The 18,722-nt window shown below is 50.9% G+C and carries 15 protein-coding genes and 3 tRNA genes; 5 read left to right on the top strand and 13 right to left on the bottom strand.

The window, feature by feature from the left end:
- Positions 1-22: 22 nt before the first annotated feature.
- Positions 23-2,509: a YfhO family protein gene (locus tag DEV76_RS10210; RefSeq protein WP_109697806.1), complete on the bottom strand. Its 2,487-nt coding sequence runs from the start codon at positions 2,507-2,509 to the stop codon at positions 23-25.
- Positions 2,510-2,600: 91 nt separating this feature from the next.
- On the opposite strand from DEV76_RS10210, the gene DEV76_RS10215 reads away from it, so the two are divergent.
- The 3 genes from DEV76_RS10215 to DEV76_RS10225 are packed head-to-tail and all read left to right on the top strand — an operon-like array spanning position 2,601 to position 4,106.
- Positions 2,601-2,855: a hypothetical protein gene (locus DEV76_RS10215; protein WP_157962815.1), complete on the top strand. Its 255-nt coding sequence runs from the start codon at positions 2,601-2,603 to the stop codon at positions 2,853-2,855.
- Entirely contained in the window at positions 2,852-3,646 is a 795-nt protein-coding gene (locus DEV76_RS10220; protein WP_109697808.1) for a queuosine precursor transporter, read from the top strand. The genes DEV76_RS10215 and DEV76_RS10220 overlap by 4 nt, the downstream gene beginning before the upstream one ends.
- Before the next feature lie 10 nt (positions 3,647-3,656).
- Entirely contained in the window at positions 3,657-4,106 is a 450-nt protein-coding gene (locus DEV76_RS10225; RefSeq protein ID WP_109697809.1) for an NUDIX hydrolase, read from the top strand.
- Here DEV76_RS10225 and DEV76_RS10230 read toward each other — a convergent pair.
- From DEV76_RS10230 to DEV76_RS10240, 3 genes are read right to left on the bottom strand one after another with little or no spacing between them, the layout of a single operon-like run.
- Entirely contained in the window at positions 4,103-5,041 is a 939-nt protein-coding gene (locus DEV76_RS10230; protein WP_109697810.1) for a magnesium transporter CorA family protein, read from the bottom strand. The genes DEV76_RS10225 and DEV76_RS10230 overlap by 4 nt on opposite strands.
- Before the next feature lie 44 nt (positions 5,042-5,085).
- Complete coding sequence (dapF, locus tag DEV76_RS10235) at positions 5,086-5,865, bottom strand: diaminopimelate epimerase (RefSeq protein ID WP_109697811.1); 780 nt, start codon at positions 5,863-5,865, stop codon at positions 5,086-5,088.
- 33 nt (positions 5,866-5,898) lie between these two features.
- On the bottom strand, positions 5,899-6,774 hold the full coding sequence (locus DEV76_RS10240; protein WP_109698173.1) for a nucleoside phosphorylase: 876 nt from the start codon (positions 6,772-6,774) through the stop codon (positions 5,899-5,901).
- Positions 6,775-6,879: 105 nt separating this feature from the next.
- On the opposite strand from DEV76_RS10240, the gene DEV76_RS10245 reads away from it, so the two are divergent.
- Together DEV76_RS10245 and DEV76_RS10250 are read left to right on the top strand one after the other, a co-directional pair.
- A tRNA-Cys gene (locus tag DEV76_RS10245) sits at positions 6,880-6,950 on the top strand.
- 1,041 nt (positions 6,951-7,991) lie between these two features.
- Positions 7,992-8,492, top strand: coding sequence for a hypothetical protein (locus DEV76_RS10250; RefSeq protein WP_109697812.1), 501 nt, complete (start codon positions 7,992-7,994; stop codon positions 8,490-8,492).
- A 58-nt stretch (positions 8,493-8,550) separates the two neighbouring features.
- Here DEV76_RS10250 and DEV76_RS25900 read toward each other — a convergent pair.
- The 9 genes from DEV76_RS25900 to DEV76_RS10290 all read right to left on the bottom strand — a co-directional run bounded on the left by DEV76_RS25900 (position 8,551) and on the right by DEV76_RS10290 (position 18,722).
- Positions 8,551-8,638: transfer RNA gene (locus DEV76_RS25900), tRNA-Tyr, on the bottom strand.
- Positions 8,639-8,785: 147 nt separating this feature from the next.
- Positions 8,786-8,863: transfer RNA gene (locus DEV76_RS10255), tRNA-Leu, on the bottom strand.
- A gap of 305 nt (positions 8,864-9,168) precedes the next feature.
- Positions 9,169-9,699 carry a discoidin domain-containing protein gene (locus DEV76_RS10260; protein ID WP_109697813.1) on the bottom strand — a complete coding sequence of 177 codons (531 nt, stop codon included), beginning with the start codon at positions 9,697-9,699 and terminating at the stop codon, positions 9,169-9,171.
- 3 nt (positions 9,700-9,702) lie between these two features.
- A complete protein-coding gene (locus tag DEV76_RS10265; protein WP_198652018.1) occupies positions 9,703-11,229 on the bottom strand; it encodes a RagB/SusD family nutrient uptake outer membrane protein in 1,527 nt (508 codons plus the stop codon).
- An 11-nt stretch (positions 11,230-11,240) separates the two neighbouring features.
- Positions 11,241-14,432, bottom strand: coding sequence for a SusC/RagA family TonB-linked outer membrane protein (locus DEV76_RS10270; RefSeq protein ID WP_157962816.1), 3,192 nt, complete (start codon positions 14,430-14,432; stop codon positions 11,241-11,243).
- A 369-nt stretch (positions 14,433-14,801) separates the two neighbouring features.
- The gene (locus DEV76_RS10275) at positions 14,802-15,959 is read right to left on the bottom strand and encodes a FecR family protein (protein ID WP_109697816.1); all 1,158 of its coding nucleotides are present in this window, start codon (positions 15,957-15,959) and stop codon (positions 14,802-14,804) included.
- A gap of 70 nt (positions 15,960-16,029) precedes the next feature.
- Positions 16,030-16,605 (bottom strand): RNA polymerase sigma factor, encoded by a 576-nt coding sequence (locus DEV76_RS10280; protein WP_157962817.1) that lies wholly within the window; start codon positions 16,603-16,605, stop codon positions 16,030-16,032.
- Between the two features lie 84 nt (positions 16,606-16,689).
- The gene (locus tag DEV76_RS10285) at positions 16,690-17,430 is read right to left on the bottom strand and encodes a 3-keto-disaccharide hydrolase (protein WP_109697818.1); all 741 of its coding nucleotides are present in this window, start codon (positions 17,428-17,430) and stop codon (positions 16,690-16,692) included.
- Positions 17,431-17,435: 5 nt separating this feature from the next.
- A complete protein-coding gene (locus tag DEV76_RS10290; RefSeq protein WP_109697819.1) occupies positions 17,436-18,722 on the bottom strand; it encodes a Gfo/Idh/MocA family protein in 1,287 nt (428 codons plus the stop codon).

Raw genomic sequence — 18,722 nt, forward strand, 5'->3', positions numbered from 1 at the left:
CTTATTGCAATGTGTTGAATGCTTACTTAGCAGTTTCCTTTTTGGCATTCGCCTTACGCTGGCGGATGATCTCGAAGGCAATGGCAAGTGCCAGCAGTACCAGCATGGTAATGGAGGATGCCGCAGTGATCTTGTTACCGAGGTAATAAGATTCCGGTTCAAACTTCATCACGATGGCATGATTGCCCGCAGGGATCTTAGCCGCGCGCAGCAGGTAGTTCACCCGCAGGATCTCTTCTTCCTTCCCGTCTACCGTCAGTTTCCAGCCGGCAGGATAGTAAATATCGGAGAATACTGCGAGGCCGGCTTTACTGTTGGAGCTGGTGTAATGCAGCTCATTAAGACCGTATTTGGTGAGTTTGATATGACTGGCAGAATCTTTCCCGGGAGTGAATCCGTTCAGGGAAGGACGGAAGCGCTCATCGATTACCGCAGCATGGTCTGTAGGCAGGCTATCCAGGGTTTTCATTTCCACGTCAGCATTCTTCGCCCAAACGAGGCTGTCCACAAACCAGGCATTGCCCAGCGCTGCGGGGTTCTGCTGGTAAGAGAGCTGGCCCTGCTGGGTCTGGAAAATAACGTATTTGGTATTGAGCATGTTGATGACGCCCGGGGTGCCTTTGCTCAGCTGGTGCTGGATAAGGTCCTGATAAAGGGCGAGCTTCACAGGGCTGTAACCGCCTACACTCTTATGGTGGTAGGAGCTGATGGCATCTTCGAAACGGGCGGTATTGAACACGCGGTAGTACGGATCGGGATCTTTTTTGATCTCGGTATCTACCGGAGAAGGTGCAAAGATGGCGCTGTAATCAGATGGTGTTACGTAGTTTTCTTTATCAAGATAGCGGTTAGAAATCCACATCTGGTCGATGGCAACGAGGCCTGCCAGGATAGCCAGTACAGGCGTAGCAGCCAAACGGCCTTTCAGCCATGCCCAGCAAAGCCCGAATGCGGCGATGATGAATACAAGGCTCCGGAGGGCATCGATCCGCAGCAGCGAAGCACGGTCTGCCTTCAGTGCGGTGATCAGCTGGTTGAGCATTTCCTGATTATCTCCCACAAACTGGCTGAAGTATTGCAGCGCAAAGTCTTTACTGTGGGTGAAGGAGAACATACCGAAAGAACCGAGCAGGAGCAGCAGGGCGAGGCCGCCGGTTACATACAGTGCTTTTTTAAGGTTCTTTAAAGCCAGTACTTTATCCTGCGCATCATTGATGAGCTGGTTTAAACCCCAGCATGCAAAGAAAGGTACGAGCACCTGCGGAATCACGAGGGCCTGTGCCGGTGCGCGGAATTTATTGTACAGGGGAAGATGATCGAACAGGAAGTAGTTGATGAATGAAAGGTTATCGCCCCAGGCGAGTATCACACCAATGATACAGGCGGCAACGATCCAGCCTTTGTTGAAATCTTTTACGATAAAGAGGGCGAGTACGAAGAAGAAAAGGATGATAGCCCCCCAGTACACACCGCCGTCGGTCATAGGCTGGCCACCCCAGTATCGCGGCATCTGCTCAATCAGCTGATCGGCCTGCGACTGTGGTACGCCCATATTCACCAGTTGTTTATGCATTTCACCATTCCCGGGAAGCGGGCCGGTGGAAGGACCGCCATACAGGTTAGGCGCCACGATGGTAAGTGTTTCCATAATACCTTCGCTCCAGTTGAAAGCATAGCTTTTATCCAGACCGCCTTTGGTTTTATCGCTTTCTTGACCAGCTTCGGGGGTAAGTTCACTATGGCCGCCGCGCATGGTGTATTTACCAAACTCGGTGGTGGTCCACAGGGATACTGTGCTGGGCAGTACCGACAATATACCGAATCCCACCAGCATTCCGGTGGCTTTCAGGAATTGAGGGAGTTGCTTATTGCGAATTGCATTTACGAGGTAAGCGATGCCGATGCAGAGACAAACAATCAGCATATAGTACAACATCTGGTAGTGCCCCGATGTGATCATGAGGCACAATGTTATACAGGTGATGATGCCGCCGATAAAGTATTTACCCCGGTAGGCGAGGAGGATGCCAGCCAGCAGCGGTGCCATATACGCAAGGGTGAACATCTTGGTATCGTGACCTGCAGCAATGATCATGGCGTTATAGGAAGTGAATCCAAAGGCTATGGCGCCCATTACGGAAATCCACCACCGGAAATTCATGACAGAGAGCAGGAAGTAAAACCCGATCATGGCGAGGAAGTAAAAGTTCACAGGCTTGGGCAGACCCAGCGTAGCAATCTCGTGCAGGTAATATGTATAGTTATCCTGCGACATGTAGATCTGATACGTAGGCATCCCTCCGAACATGGCGTTGGTCCATATGGGATTGATGCCGGTACTGTCGTGGTAAGCACGTGCTTCCTGCGACATGCCTTTCCAGGATACGTTATCGGTCTGCCGCAGTTCCATGCTATCCAGCACGGGCGAGCAGAACAAAAACGCCAGTCCGAGGAAGATCAGGATGGCATACACATGTTTCAATAGGCCTTTTAGCCAGCTTTGTTGCATCGGGTTTTTCCGGTTTAGTTTTTAAAAGAATCCAAAATAACTGTATTTTATCCGAAATTTCAATATGAGGCTCGTCCGCTTTCTCATAAAATTGAGCTTTATCTGTAATATTTGCTTCCTGCTTGGCTATGGTGTTCGTATGATGGGCGATCCCGAAGCATGGAGCTTTCTTACCAAACACATTACCATACTGGGCTGGCTCGTGGCCGCCCCCCTGAATATCATCACGATCCTCACCGCCATCGTTATGTTATTACTGAAAAAGGTACATTTTGCAGAGATTCATCCATATGTATTTGTTTTGAATGTTTTAATATTGCTCATTCAACTGGTTTCCCCCATATGATTACCAACATCCTGAAAGATAAACCAACCCGGGTATTTGTAATCCTGGCCGGCATTTTCGTTGCCAATGCCCTTATCGCGGAGATTATCGGTGTCAAGATCTTTTCCCTCGAGGCCACTTTCGGCCTCAGTCCGGTCAATATCATGATCTTTGGCGATGCCTACAGCTTTAACATGACCGCCGGGGTGCTGCTATGGCCCGTGGTGTTTATCATGACCGATATTATCAATGAGTATTACGGGGTGAAAGGCGTCCGCTTCCTGTCGTACCTTACTGCCGCCCTGATCGCCTTTGCATTCATCATCTTTTCCGTCGCCATAAGGCTGTATCCTTCAGATTTCTTTGTGACCAGTAAGGTAACGGCCGGTGTGCCGGATATGGATAAAGCTTACGGACAGATCCTTGGCCAGGGTTCCATGATCATCATCGCTTCCCTCACGGCTTTCCTGTTAGGCCAGCTGGTAGACGTGCTGACGTTTCATAAGATCAAGAAACTGACGGGCGAAGGCAAGATCTGGCTGCGTGCCACGGGGTCCACGCTCGTATCCCAGCTGATCGATTCGTTCGTAGTGCTGTTCTGCGCTTTCTATCTGTTCCCTATTGTTGTGGGCGAAAAGGAGATGGCATGGCCGCTGGGGCTTATTATCAGTGTCTGCATCATTAATTACATCTATAAATTCACGGTAGCCATCGTGCTGACGCCGGTGATCTATTGGGTACATGGTATCATTGAAAGGTACCTGGGCCACGATCTGGCGGCGGAAATGAAGCGGGCAGCCATGAACAGGTAAATATAAGCACATGTCTAAGTTTACGGTCCGTGTATACGGGATCATGATCAATGAAAAGAAACAGGTGCTCGTGTCTGACGAGTACATCCGTGGCGGTTATTACACCAAGTTCCCCGGTGGCGGCCTCGAGTTTGGAGAAGGTACGCTGGAGTGTATGGTGCGGGAATGGAAAGAAGAGCTGAACCAGGATGTGGAAGTGGTGGAGCATATCTATACTACCGATTTCTTCCAGATTTCTGCATTCGATAATGTTAACCAGATTATTTCCATTTATTACCTCGTGAAGCCGGTATCAGCCTTTGTGGCACCGTTACTGGATACGCCTTTTGGCTTTGCCATTCCGGAGGGTGCAGATCAGGTGGAAGGGGTAAGATGGGTGGATTGGGACGCGTTTTCCTCAGCAGCGGTTACCCTGCCTATCGATAAGGTGCTTGCAGATATCGTAAAGGCGAAATACTAGAACCACTTTTTCTTCATGAAATACCAGCTCATAACGATGGCGGTGATGATCGCTATGGTTACGGGTATGTAGAATGCGTACTTGGAATGGGCGTATGGGATCTCTACGTTCATGCCATACACACTGGCCACGAGAACCGGCAGGGTGAGTACGATGGTGATGGACGTGAGGCGTTTCATCACGAAATTGAGGTTGTTGGAGATGATGCTGGCAAAGGCATCCATGGTGCTGGAAAGGATGTTGGTGTAGATATTGGCCATTTCCAGCGCCTGGGAGGTATCTACGATAAGGTCATGCAGAAACTCCTTTTCGTCTTCGTTAAGGCCCAGGAAGTTGGTACGTTCCAGCTTCATGAGCAGGAGCTCGTTACTGCGGAGGGCGGTTACGAAGTACACGAGGCTTTTCTGGATCCGCATCAGGTACAGCAGCTCTTCGTTCCGGTTGGAATCGTATAGTTTTTGTTCGAGGAGGTTACGGCGCTGGTTGATTTCCTTGAGGTAATCGAGGAAGTTCATCACCACTTTCTCAAAGATCTTCAGCACCATCATGTTCCGCTTTTCGGGGTGGCGGTTGTGGAAGGTGTTGAGGAATTTTTTGATAGCAGCGTTATCGAACGAGTTTACGGTAACAATCTGGTTGTGGGTGAGGATGATCACGATGGGGATGGTAATGTAGTAGGCATCGCTTTCGTTGATGGAATTGTTTTCCGTAGGGGTTTTGAGAACGATGAGCTTTACATTGTCTTCCAGTTCATACCGGCTTTTTTCGTCGATATCGAGGGAGTCGGTCAAAAAGTCCAGCGGAATATCGAGGCTTTCCGACAGTTGTTCGAACTCGGATTGCTTTAGCGGCGGGGTAATATTAACCCAGGCGCCGTTATCCGGTTCCTTGATTTCAACAGTGCGGGAATCGATATTTATGAAGTACTGGATCATCCGGGCGCAAAGGTAACGGAATTAATCTACCAAAAGCCGGGGGGCTAAATATTAATATTTCCTTCAAATACAGGCGTGGCGGGGCCGCAGAGCCAGATGTCCTCAAAGTTACGCTCGCCCGTCCGCAGGAACCTTACTTCCAGATGCCCGCCCAGGGTTTCCACGGGAATGGCGTATGAACCGGCTTCGTTGGGGGAAGCGGTAAGTGCTGCGGCTGTAACACCTGTTCCGCAGGAGTAGGTCTCATCTTCCACACCACGCTCATAGGTGCGCACGAAAATGCCTTTATCCAGTTCCTGTACGAAGTTGACGTTGGTGCCCTTTTCCGCGAAACGCTCGTTGTAGCGGATGGCCCGGCCTTCTTCATATACATCCACTTCCTGGATATCCGTTACGAAACGTACGAAGTGGGGAGATCCGGTATTGAGATAGAAATAGGTATTGCCGTTTTCCACCAGGTCCACATCCTGCATTTTAAGCTCCACCCAGCCGTTTTCCCGGAATTTGGCATCATGCTCACCATCAACGGCGATAAAGCGCAGGGTTTCGCCCGGGATGCCCATATTACGGGCAAAAGCCGTTAAGCAGCGCCCGCCGTTGCCGCACATACTGCCTTCGCGGCCGTCGGCATTGTAGTACTTCATCCGGAAATCGTAGCCGTCCTGCTGTTCGAGCATCATCAGCCCGTCTGCCCCGATACCGAAGCGGCGGTCGCACAAATGCTCGATCTGTTCGGTGGTAAGCCCGGAATAAGCGCCATTACGGTTGTCAACAATCACGAAATCGTTCCCTGTTCCCTGGTATTTATAGAAATGAATCTGCATGATAGTGCAAAGTTACACATTGTTCGCGGAGGATCAAACGGTGATAAGCGGCAACGCTGTGGCAATGAGTTTTTCTACCGCCACATTCCCGTCTGCACTGAATTCGCCCCGTACACGGTTGGCTACTATGGCGCTTAGGGAAAGACAGCGGTGCCCCAGTACGCGGCCCAGCCCGTATATACCGGCCGTTTCCATTTCGAAGTTGGTGATATGGCGGTTCTCGAACCGGAAGGTGCCCAGCTGATCGATCAGTTCGGGATGGGAGAGGGCGCCGCGGAGAACACGCCCCTGCGGTGCGTAAAAGCCCGGGCAGGTAACGGTTATGCCTGTATGAAACCCTTCCCCGAAACGTTCCAGCAGTTCAGGAGCAGCTTCAAAGAGGTAAGGCCTTGCCGCATGGGGTTGTAAGCGTACCTGTCCGCGGAAGGCTTCCAGCAGCTGAAGCTCTTCAGGTGTATTGTGCCAGGTGTAATATGGCAGCAGGTTATCCAGCCCGATGGCGTGGGAGGAAGCCACGAAGCTGTCTACCGGTATATTCTCCTGCAGGGAGCCGGAAGTTCCGATGCGTACGATGCGCAGGCTGGTCAGTTCTTCTTTCACCTGGCGTGTCTGGAAATCGATATTGACGAGGGCATCGAGTTCGTTGAGCACAATGTCGATATTATCGGTGCCGATACCGGTAGAAACGACGGAAACGCGTTTATCGCCGAAGTAACCGGTATGGGTAACAAATTCGCGGTGTCGGTATTGCCCTTCGGTGCGGTCGAAATGTTTGGAAACGTGCTGTACTCTGTCGGGATCACCTACGGTGATGATGATATTGGCAATTTCTTCCGGTTTTACGTCCAGATGATAAACTGCCCCGCGGGCATTGAGAATCAATTCTGATGCGGCTATTCCTGTTGACATACCTCGTTTTTTTTTATCCGTAATCAAATATCTTGTAATCAGATTTGGCAAATATCTAAAATTTACTACTTTTGCAGTCCATCAAAAAAGGATGGAAACAAAAAAGGTACCGTGGCCGAGTGGCTAGGCAGAGGTCTGCAAAACCTCGTACAGCGGTTCGAATCCGCTCGGTACCTCTTCCTCTTCGCAAACCCGCCTTAATGGCGGGTTTTGCTTTTTCAGGATGTGCCGGCGCTGCAGTAAAGTTCACATCTTTCGGCATATACCATACCAATGCACTGCAAATCTGCTTCACGCAACATCATACCCTGTTAAAAATAAGCTTCCCTACGGAACAACAAGCGGAGGATAACAAAGGTTTTTTCACCTTTTCAGGGTCGATTTGGATTTCACCAATCTGAACGGCAGGAATTGAACATCCCTAACGTTCAGCATGTTATTTATACAGGCTTTAGCAGGTATCTTTACATGAAATGATGCTCCTGTAGAAGTTATTTTCCTATAATTGCAGGCAGCTGTAAATATCTCCTTTTCAGCTTTCCGGTGATATTATTTTAGCAACCTCAGATACGCATCAAGTCCACCTCAAGTCCACCTCAAGTCCACCTTTTATCCGCACTTAACTTCAGTTTCACCCGGTATTGACCCGGATTTCACGCCATGTTGCCTGCCGCTAACCCCCTTCAGGTAAGATACCATCAATTCTACCGCTATCAGAAACCTCCCCCAGGTGGGAACCTCTTAATGACTCCCCTGTCTGACTAGACTGATCCCATATTTATACGCTACTGTAGGCTTAATAGGTACTTACTGTATACTTAAAGTATACTTAATGTATATAAAACGTATCGAAACCCTTTGCAGTAAAGGGTTAGGTACCATTACATATACATAACAGCACAATACAGGTATCCCTGAAGTATATTTTCTGTTGCCCAATAGTAGTCCTATGGTATTACATAAACTTTCAATTACTTTCATTATTTCTTCCAAATACTTTTGTTTATGTAAAAAATGTACTATTTTAAGGTTAAATAATATTGAATCAGCGGCAGATCAGCTTAATTCCCGAAAACTTACCAATTACTTAACCGTGCAGATGAATCCGGAGGCCCGGCACAGGTGTATTTTAGGCAAACGGTCATGTGAACCCGGAAACCCGGATATCTTTTAACCCGTTAAAGCGACACATTTTCAAACCCTCAATATCAAATTCCATGAAAACAATCCTGAAATTGACCCTCACGGCCATGTCCCTGTTATGCCTGCCCATGTTGCTCAAAGCACAAAGCAGCAATATCGTTGATGTCATGAACGCACAGAAAGAAATGGACCGGTTGAAAGCCGGCAAAACTGATCCCTGCAATACATACATCATCAACGGAATGTCGTCCAGCTCCAATGGACTGGGTGGTGGAAGCACCCTCTGCAACCACCCCTACGATTTCGATGATTATGTGAACACCTTTCAGGCCACGCTGAACCAGCCGTTCTGGGTAGGCGACATCACCCTGCATTACCAGGTATGGGATGGCTTCGGCAACATCGTTGCCAGCGGCAACATCTACAATTTCTCAGAAACCAATGCCTACGCTTTACCCGCATCCATGGCGGTAGGGTATTACAGCATCATTGCCACCGTATCGGTAAGCGGTTGCCCGGAAGAGAGTGAGTATTATGAATTGGGAATTGAATACGCGAATTGCGGCGGGAAGTAACGCAGTTTTTCATTTGATAGCAAAGGGTCGCCTCCTCCTGGAGACGGCCCTTTTTGTATGGTGGGCAGCACAGGATTCGAACCTGTTGTGTTTCCATGTTCCGGTTTTACAGACCGGTGCCACTCCTCCGTCGTGGCGGGCTGCCCATTATCATCGCGGCGGTTCTCGAAACCCGCATTTGAACAAGGCTATGCAGCCTCACCTAGATTCCCTGTTATCTCACGCGATGATTTTACAATCGCATCCGGATATGATGAGCAGTGTACTTCAAATTCGTACCCGCTCACCCGGAATGGTGCCCCTGGTGGGAGTCGAACCCACAAAACTCCTGATCCTAAGTCAGGCGACTTTCCCAGTTTGCCTACAGGGGCTTAAAAACAAAAACGCCTCCCGAAAATAATCCAGGAGGCGTTTGAATATCTTTCAACTGATACATCTATAACACCGCCTGTTCTCTCCAAAAGGAGAGGATTAGACCAAATGCGTTATATGATGTTTGTTGTTGCATGATGCAAAAGTAGGATAGCAAATTTGAATGCGCAAAGTCCAAATGACAAAGTAGTTTGGTCCTACACGTATGGGATACGCTTACGTACAAACGATAGAAAGCCCGTGCGCTTACGCGTCACGGGCTTTTCGGGTTCAGAGTAGCATCTACCGTTGGCAGATTTAGTTGTTATTTAGTTGTGTATACGTCAATTTCTGAAAGGAAAGCTTTCTGGATAGGCCCTGCCAGCGCAGTTACGCGCAGGTAACGCCATGTGGCGGAGGAGGGCACGGGATAGCTCTGCGCAGTACGGGTGGTGGGTACGAATGCGAGGTTATCCCTGAGGATGGTCCAGGCAGTACCGTCGTTGCTGCCTTCCAGTTTGAACTTCGTCATACCGTTTGCATCATTCTGCCTGGCAATGATGTCTATGGTTACGAGGTTGATGGCTTTCTTCATATCCACGGTAATGGAGTGCGGGTAGGGCAGCACGGTGGGGCAGCCCTGTGAACTCCAATATGTGGCGGTTTTACCATCGAGGACTAATCCTGCAGTGGCGGTTTCGCAGGTGGTTTCTTCGCTGGATGCGGTGGCGGTCCACCCTGCACGGTCGGCTTTTACGACAGTGGATTTATCCTGGAAGAAAACGGCGTCCGCCTTACCGCAACCGGCGGCAATAATGCAGGCGAGGAGATATAGATAGAGATGTTTCTTTTGCATGCGTTACGGATTTTGGGTGAGGTTCGGGTTCACCAGGCGCTCGCGGTTAGGGATGAAATAGATCACCCGGTTGTCGGAGGGCAGGATGGTTTGCTGGATATTGGTGCTGGGCGTGTTGTTCAGCGAATGCGTGCCGGGATAGTTCCTTTCCAGTGCACGGTTGTTCCTGAACTGATCGTAGGCACGGTGCCCTTCAAATGCCAGCTCCAACCGGCGTTCTTCTAATACGGCATCCAATACTGTTTTACCTGCAGCGGTAAGACTGGCGAGGGTATGCAACGCGGTTCCTGTAAGTCCTGCACGCTGGCGGAGGGTATTCAGGTCATCTATTGCCAGTTGGGCGGAGCCTGCTCCCTGTTTGGCATAGGCTTCTGCACGGATGAGGTACATCTCCGCAAGGCGCATGTATACAGGAGAGCTGAGGTTTACGAGGCCTTCCTGGTAATTGTACTTGTTGATGTAATACATGGGCGTGTTGGGATTGAGGCGCGTGTTCATCCGCACATCAGGTACCGGTGCCGTATAAGGCCAGGAAAGCACGCCGCCGGCGGCATAGGGAGATATGAATGCATGCCGCAAATCGGCAGGATGCTGATCGAGCAGGGCCATGTATTCGGTAGAGGCATATATCTCACCCCAACCTGTTTGTCCCTGACCCCCTTCGCTGAAATACATGGAGCCAATAGCGCTGAAGTCGCGGTTCTCGGTTTTAGTATGACGGATGCAGAAGATGGTTTCTTTATTATCCTCCGGAACTCCCCTGAAATAGTTCTTGTACGAATCGCCGGTGAGCAGGTTGTAACGGCCTGAATTAATAACGAGGTTAGCGGACTCGATGGCTTTGGCATTGTTCCCCATGTAGAGGTAAACCCTTGCCAGCAGCGCCTGTGCTACTTCTTTCGATGCGAAGTTATTATTCTTCTTTTCTGTCAGCAGTTCAGTTGCTTTTGTAAGATCGGCTATTACCTGGTCATATATTTCTTTCACGGAATTGCGTGCGGGCAGCTCTGTGGTAGTGCTTTCCAGTACGAGGGGAACGGCTTCGTTGGCGCCGTTACCCTGTGTATAAGGCCTGCCGAAGATGCGTACGAGGTTAAAGTAGATCATGCCACGGAGGTAAAGGTTTTCTCCCTTCAGCTGGCGCATGCCGGGGGCGGCACCATCCGGTGTGAAAGCAATCACCTTGTTGGCAGCATTCACCACGCCGTAAGATTGCCGCCATACGTTGTTGACGTGCGACATATCTACCAGGTGCGTATAACGGTAGGCGTTAGATAATGCATCGGAAGATGTTTGTGCCTGCGCAATGTTATCACCCTGGTATTCGGTGAGGAAGTGAATGGAGCGTACGTAATCCGCGTTTTTGAGTACTGCGTAAGTGCCGATGGTGGCGGATTTAACGTCCGCCTCGTTTTTCAGCGCGTCGTCTTCGTTCTTGGCGGTCGACGGCTCAAAGGTTTTTTTGCAGGCGGAGGCTACCGTAAGGGCAAGCGCGCCGGCGAGGAACAGGAAGCGGTATGTTGATGTCATTGTTCTCATTTTTAGAATCCGATGTTTACACCCAGTAATATTTTCTTGCTGATGGGGTATTTGGTCCCGGAAACACCTTTGGTGAAGCCGTTGGCGTTCACGAAAGATACTTCGGGGTCCATGCCGGAAAAGCTGGTGCCCGTCCACAGGTTATCGCCACTCAGGAAGATGCGTGCACTGCCGATCTTAACGCGGCGCAGTAGAGACTCCGGCAGGTCGTACCCGATCTGTACGTTGCGCAGGCGGATGTAACTGCCATCTTCGAGGAAGCGGGAGGAAGGCTCGTTGGATGCCTTGTTACCACCCAGCAGGGGCTTGGGATGCGTGGCAATATCTCCCGGTTTGCTCCAGCGGCTCCAGCCTTCTGACAATACCATCTGGTTGTAGCTGTCGTAGATACCGTCGGAATCAAAGAACTGGCGGGAGCTGTTGAATACCTGGTTGCCGTATACAAAGTTGAAGAAGGCGCTCATGTAAACACCTTTGTAACTGAAGGTATTAAGCATACCGCCGGTGAACTTGGGGGCTGCGGATGTACCGGTATATTGCAGTGTAGCGGCGTTGTAGCTGTTGGTATAAGTGAGATAGGTTTTTCCGTCTGCATCAGCTACCACACGCTCCCAGAGCGGATCGCCCGTGGCAGGGTCTACACCCGCCCAGATGCGCATATACCATTTGTCCATATCCTCGTTGAGGCCTACCGGCTGGTTGGTACCCGGACTGGCAAACTTATCATTGCCATTGAGCTTGGTCACCTTGTTACGGTTCAGCGCAAAGTTGAGGCTGGTTTCCCATTTGAATTCACCCACGAGGTTCTTGGTGTTCAGGTTCAGTTCCACGCCACGGTTGCGCATAGATCCGATGTTTTCCATGACACTGGTATAACCGGTTGTGAGCGGCAGGGGGCGCAGCATGAGCAGCGACTTGGCCTGTTTGTTATAGAAATCTGCATTCAGCTCAATACGGTTGAAGAACGAGATCTCCAGCCCGAAGTTGTTCACCATGATTTTTTCCCAGGTGAGGTTCGGATTGGCTTTCTGGAAGGGGAAAGAACCGTTTTGTCCGGCATAGGAAGCCGTTTGATCGTATTGGTACAGTCCGAGTGCCTGGTAGTTCAGGATGGGCGGGTTACCCACGGTACCATGGCTGGCACGTACTTTCAGGAATGTAATAGTTGGGTTGCCTGCGAGGAAGTTCTCGTTGCTGAGGATCCAGGAAGCACCCACCTGGTAGAAGTTACCACCGGGTTTGTTGTTACCGAACTTGGAACTGATATCACGTACGAAAGAGGCGAGGAAGAAGTAGCGGTTATCGAAGTTGTAATCGCCCTGTACCAGCCATTTCTGGAAGCTGTATTCATCGCGCCCGCCGGTGGGGGTAGATTTCGCTTCTGTTGCCGTACTCATGGCAGTCATACCCGCAGGAAGCCCGCGGCCGGTGATGCCATTGTTATCACCATAGTATTTCTCTGCTTCCCCGACACCTAAAACGGAGAGGTTATGATCGCCCCAGCTGTTTTCGTAACGGAGACGGTTAGAGCTGAGCAGCGTGTTGCTGTAGTTAACGTTGTGGGCCAGGTAACCTTTGTCTGCGGTTCCTTCTTTGGAACGCTGGTCGTAGTACTCGGTGGATTTGTAGTTGTAAATGTTGGCGCGGTTATAAGTGCTGAAGGTGAGGTGCTTCGTGATGGCGTAATCGAGGTTAATGTCGCCGTTGAAGGTCATGGCACGGTTATAAGACTGGTTGTATTGCAGCGAATACAGGAAGTTGTGCTGATCACGGCCCAGCCATCCGGTGCCGCTGCCGAAGCGGAGTGAGCCGTCGGCATTATAAGGCTTATCCCAGGGAAGATTGGTGTAAGCACCATAGAGCGTGCTGCTGTGGTGGTTGTTGGCTTTTTCGTAGCTGCCGTTGAGCAGTACGGCCATTTTAATCTTATCGGTCAGCTTATGGGTGATGTTCGCCCTGAAGTTGTAGGCCGATTTGCTGTTGGTGAGCAAGGTGCCTTCTTCTTTAAAGAATGTACCTGCGGTATAGAATTGTGTTTTTTCACTGCCCCCGGAAGCCGAGAGGGTATAGCTCTGCGTCATAGCGGTGCGGAATGCCACATCCAGCCAGTCGGTATCCGTATTCAGCACGGTGTCTGAACGCGTGGTGAATGTTTTCTGGTAATCGTAGAGATCGCGGCTGTTCATGAGTTTGAAGTTGCCGTTGTCTGCCTTATTATAGCCTACTACGGTGTTAAACTCGATGCGTGTTTTGCCTGCCTTGCCCTGGCGGGTGGTAACAATGATAACGCCGTTGGCTGCGCGGGAACCATATAAGCCCGTTGCTGCCGCATCCTTCAGAATGGTAACGGATTCCACATCGGTGGGGTTGAAGGAGCCGCCGATGTTACCGTCTACCACAATGAGCGGGTTGGGGCTGCCTGCGAGGGTGCCCTGTCCGCGGATAGTGATGCTGTTACCCGCAGCAGGGTCGCCAGAGCCGGAGCTCACCACCACACCTGCGGCCTTACCCTGGAGGAGGCTGGAAAGACTGTTGCTCGTTACGTCGCGGAGCTTCTCGCGAGATACGGTGCTTACGGCGCTGGAGAGGTACTTCACGTTTTTGGAAGAATAGCCTACTACGGTAACGCCTTCAATGTCTTTACTGGCGGGTATCAGCTGCAGGTCGAACGATGTTTTGCCCTGCACCGGTACATCGCGCGATTCGAAGCCGATGTAGGAGATGAGCAGGTGCGCATCGTCGGGGATATTGCTGATGCTGAATACACCATCGGCATTGGTGGTAGCGCCGCGGGTGGTGCCTTTTACCTTGATGGAAACACCGGGCAGTGGTACACCGCGGTCGTCGGTGATACGGCCCGTCACATTAATGGGAGGGGGCATATCGGGTAACGTTTCAACCGGTTTGCGCGATATGATGATAACTTTATCCTCGATGGAGTAATCCAGCAGCTGGCTGCGGAGCACTTCTTTCAGGAAGGCTTCCAGGGGCTGGTTGGTGGCGCTGATGTTGATGGTGGCGCCATCGGCCACTATGCTTTTGTTATAGAAGAAAACGTAGCCCGTTTGCTTCTTGACAGTGGCAAATACCCGGGCGAGAGGTACATCGCGGCCGGTAAAAGTGATGGTCTGCGATAGGCTTTTTGCGCTGACATGCATGCACAGGGCAAAAAGACAAGCGGCGGTTAATTTCATCGTATTCACGATTGTGGTGAAGCGGCTGCTCCGGTGCCTCCCGGAACCGTGCCCCGCCTTACATAGATTTTGGCCTGCCTTCCGGTGGGGGCACGGGAAGACATTCTTACAAAAAGTCCAAAAATTCATACTTTTGTAAAGGTTTAAGAGTGGAGTAAATAAGAAGCTTGTTCCAACGGGCTATGCTGTTTATCCGCCTGAACTTATTCGAGGGAAGTGCTGCAAACACTTCCCTTTTTCGTTCTGAAGGGGACAATACCTTGCCTCACCGTCGTCGACGGTGCTTTGCTGAGCGTACTAACATGGCATTATGTTTCTTTCTGCGTGGTTGTTGCTGTTACCTTGATAATTGCTATTTCTGTTACACTGTTACGGCAATACTATCAGCCGTTTCTTATCCTCTTCGATCCTGAATTTTATATTGACTTTGGTTAATATCTTCGTTACCTGCGACAGTTGCAGCGACTGGGGTAGTTCGCCTTCAAACTGCTGGTCGGGCACATTGCCTTCGTAAATCACTTCTATATCGTACCACCTTGCCAGCTGGCGCATTACTTCGCGGAGCGGGGCGTTCTGGAAATTGAAGTAACCTGATTTCCAGGCTGTCACCTGATCCAGATCGGGCTCTACAATAGTCATGCTGCCGTTTTCATGCGGAATGCGGGCCTGCTGGCCGGGAGTAAGCACTCTTGAGTTATTGCCATTGCGGACGCGTACAGAACCTTCCAGGAGCGTGGCATTGATGTGCTGCTCATCAGCATATGCATGAATATTGAACTCGGTACCCAGAGCCTGAACATCCGTTTGACCATTAATGGTCACAAAGAACGGGTGCTTCGCATCCTTCGCTACTTCAAAATATGCTTCACCGGTCATTTCCACCCTGCGTTCACTGCCGGTAAAGGCAGTAGGGAAGCGGAGGGAAGATCCTGCGTTCATCCACACCTTAGTACCATCGGGCAGCAGCAACTGAAACTTACGGCCGCGGGGTGTTGTCATAGTATTATATGTGATGTCTGCCGCCTGGGCAGCATCATAGGCAAGACGGCCGTTCTGAAGTGTGATCTGAGTTCCCTGCTGGCTGGCTACCAGTCCATTGCCCAAAGAGTCCAGCACAATCTGCTGGCCGTTGGCCAATGTAAGAATGGCGCCTTCTTTACCTGGGGCAACATCGGGCTGGCGGTTCTCCTTTGCAATGGGGGTATTGCTTCCTTTCCACAGCTTCATACCGGCGGGGATGGCGATGGCCAGTGCCAGTACGGCTGCTGCAGCATACCACCAGAACATCCTGCGCACCGGGGTGCTGTGCTGGCGGTGAAGGATACGGTTGGTGATGGCATCTTTGGTTTCGTCAGACATGGCCATGCCGGGGCGCAGGTTATCCCATGCTTCCCTGAGGGCAGGAGTAAGGGCTTCTGTGCCCTGCCTGTCCAGCAGTTCAAGCAACGCTTCCTTATCGGCGTCGGTAGCCTGGTCGCTCATCCAGCGGTCCAGTAATTCCTGCAGTCTTGACGAATCTGTTTGCATAGTGGTATAATAGGGACAACGGTAAAAAAGAAAAGGGGCTACCGCCCGGGAATATTTTTCAGGATTTTTTTCAGAAAGATGAAAAGATGCAGATGGCAAGCAGGGTGGAGATCCTGCTGGTTACATACCGCACAATGGATTGTGTGGCGTACTGGATGTACTTTTTAACGGTTTCACGGGAGAGCTGCATTTCCCTTGCTATCTCATGATACTTCTTGCCACCCCTGCGGCTTAGCAGCCAGGCTTTCTGCTGCTGGGAGGGCAACTGGCGGATGGCTTCTTCCACTATATCAAGGTCAGGCTCCTGGGGTGGCGGCACATCTTCTTCCCCCCGCGCCAGCTCCCATTCCAAAGCCCGCTTCCTTTCCCGCATCATTTTCTTGATGGCGTTAAGGGCATGGTTCCTGGCGATCACGAACAGGTAATTACGGAAATTACGGACTCCTGCCAGCGCTTCGCGGCTGATCCATATCTGGAGAAATATATCCTGCACAACTTCTTCTGCCAGCTCACGGGATTTGGTGAGTTGCCAGATATATGCATATAGATGGTCGGCATATTGACGGAACAAGTCACGGAATGCAGCTTCATCCCCTCGGGATACTGCCTGTAACGTGTCACTGATATCTACTACCTTGGTTTGCAACGCAGCGTGCTTTGTTGGTGACTGTAAACATATAAAAAAAGCCTGATGCGGAGCGCATCAGGCTATCGAAAAATTACAATACCATCAGAGTTTGCGTAACCAGATATTCCGGTAGCTCACGAGATCGCCATGATCCTGCAAGCCAATTGGCAGATCGCCATGCTTTTCGTAAAAAGGCTTGCCGATGTAGAGGGTTTTACCAAGCAGGGCGTAATTGTTCTGTACCAGCACACCATTGTGCAGTACGGTAACGCGCGCGGGCGATTCCACCGTGCCATCTGCCTTAAAGCGGGGGGCGGTATAAATTACATCATAAACCTGCCATTCTCCCGGAGGGCGGCATGCATTGGCTAATGGAATAGCCTGCTTGTAAAGGCTGCCGGCCTGGCCATTGGAGTAGGTCTTATTATCATAGTTATCAAGCACCTGCAATTCATATTGCTCCTGCAGGAAGATACCGCTGTTGCCGCGGCCCTGGCCTTCTCCTTTCACTTTGGAAGGGGAGCGCCATTCGATATGCAGCTGGAAGTCGCCGAAGGAAGCCTTTGTTTTGATACCTCCCTTGCCCGGTGCCACGGTCATAGCGCCGTCTTTAACAACCCAGGGGGCTGCGGAGCCGTCTTTATCAGAAACCCAGCTGCTGAGGCTGGTACCGTCGAAGAGCACGATAGCGTCTGAAGGGGCGCTGGTACCGGTACCGGGAGTTACTTTGGGCGGTACGGGTTCCCATACTTCAGTGTCCTGTGGTTTGGCTTCCTGTGCGGAAGCATGGATAGCGGGCGCAAGAAGGGCTGCGCAGAGCATGATTTTCGTTGTCCTGTACATATCGGTTATTTGGGAAGTTTGTAATTGTTGTGATACTCGGGTGTGATAAGGGCGTTGGCTTCTTTGTTATTGAATTTGCCTTCATAAGGCCGCCAGTAGATCTTTTCTCCCGTTCGGAAGGCAATGTTACCCATCTGGGCATTCACCGCCACGTTAGCACCGGTCCGGATGTCGCAATGGAGGTCATCCAGCTTGCGCGACTTAATCACTTCCAGCCAGTTTTTGGTATGCTTATCCAGCCCGTTATCGTTTGCTTTCACGCGGCTGATGCTTTCCATCTTATCCTTTTCACCGATCACTTCCCATCCGCCACGGTCCAGCACCAGGGTGCCGTTGTTACCGATGAATGCGATACCATGATCGCGTCCATATGGGCCGCCGTTGATACCTGTTGCATGTTCCCACTGCATATTGAACCCGTCGAATTCATATACGGTGGTAAGCGTATCGGGTGTTTCGGCAGCATCATCCGGATAGGCGAATTTACCCCCTGCGGCTATGATGCTTTTAGGATTGGAGGCTTTCATACCATAGAGGGCGTAATCGATGAGATGCACGCCCCAGTCGGTCATCAGTCCGCCGGCATAATCCCAGAACCATCTGAAATTGAAATGGAAACGGTTGGCGTTGAAGTCGCGCATCTGAGCCGGACCGAGCCAGGATTTGTAATCCACTCCTGCGGGAGGCGTTGCGTTAGAGGCAATCGCTACCGGTTTCATCCAGCCCATATAAGCCCATACTTTCACGAGGCGTACTTTCCCCAGTTTGCCGGAGTGCACATATGCGATAGCATCGTTAAAGTGGTTCATACTGCGTTGCCATTGCCCTACCTGTACCACACGCCCGGATTTCTCCTGTGCGTTTACCATAGCGCGGCATTCAGCGATGGAGTTGCCGATGGGCTTTTCAACGTATACGTCTTTCCCGGCAGCGCAGGCATCTGTCATCTGCAGGCAGTGCCAATGGTCGGGGGTACCGATCACTACGGCGTCGATGTCCTTATTTTCCAGGAGCTTACGGTAATCGCTGTAAAGTGCGGCTTTCTTACCGGTCTTCTTTTCCAGCTCACCGGCGCGCCTGTTCAATACGTTGGAGTCAACGTCGCAAAGGCCTACTACATTGGTTTCGGGATGTTTTAAGAGGGCATTGAGGTTGCTCCAGCCCATACCATTTACACCGATCACCGCAATATTGACGCGGTCGCTCGGCGCTATGGCGCGTAACGAAGAGGGCAGGAAGGCCGACCCCGCAAGGAATGCGGAAGTGTTGAACAAGAAGTTCCTTCTGTGCAT

Source organism: Chitinophaga deserti (assembly GCF_003149455.1).
GTDB classification, from domain to species: domain Bacteria; phylum Bacteroidota; class Bacteroidia; order Chitinophagales; family Chitinophagaceae; genus Chitinophaga; species Chitinophaga deserti.

Bases quoted from the DNA above. Each gene is read 5' to 3' on its own strand.
- DEV76_RS10210 (WP_109697806.1), bottom strand. From the start codon at position 2,509: ATGCAACAAAGCTGGCTAAAAGGCCTATTGAAACATGTGTATGCCATC.
- DEV76_RS10220 (WP_109697808.1), top strand. From the start codon at position 2,852: ATGATTACCAACATCCTGAAAGATAAACCAACCCGGGTATTTGTAATC.
- DEV76_RS10225 (WP_109697809.1), top strand. From the start codon at position 3,657: ATGTCTAAGTTTACGGTCCGTGTATACGGGATCATGATCAATGAAAAG.
- DEV76_RS10230 (WP_109697810.1), bottom strand. From the start codon at position 5,041: ATGATCCAGTACTTCATAAATATCGATTCCCGCACTGTTGAAATCAAG.
- dapF (WP_109697811.1), bottom strand. From the start codon at position 5,865: ATGCAGATTCATTTCTATAAATACCAGGGAACAGGGAACGATTTCGTG.
- DEV76_RS10240 (WP_109698173.1), bottom strand. From the start codon at position 6,774: ATGTCAACAGGAATAGCCGCATCAGAATTGATTCTCAATGCCCGCGGG.
- DEV76_RS10250 (WP_109697812.1), top strand. From the start codon at position 7,992: ATGAAAACAATCCTGAAATTGACCCTCACGGCCATGTCCCTGTTATGC.
- DEV76_RS10260 (WP_109697813.1), bottom strand. From the start codon at position 9,699: ATGCAAAAGAAACATCTCTATCTATATCTCCTCGCCTGCATTATTGCC.
- DEV76_RS10265 (WP_198652018.1), bottom strand. From the start codon at position 11,229: ATGACATCAACATACCGCTTCCTGTTCCTCGCCGGCGCGCTTGCCCTT.
- DEV76_RS10270 (WP_157962816.1), bottom strand. From the start codon at position 14,432: ATGAAATTAACCGCCGCTTGTCTTTTTGCCCTGTGCATGCATGTCAGC.
- DEV76_RS10275 (WP_109697816.1), bottom strand. From the start codon at position 15,959: ATGCAAACAGATTCGTCAAGACTGCAGGAATTACTGGACCGCTGGATG.
- DEV76_RS10285 (WP_109697818.1), bottom strand. From the start codon at position 17,430: ATGTACAGGACAACGAAAATCATGCTCTGCGCAGCCCTTCTTGCGCCC.
- DEV76_RS10290 (WP_109697819.1), bottom strand. From the start codon at position 18,722: ATGCACAGAAGGAACTTCTTGTTCAACACTTCCGCATTCCTTGCGGGG.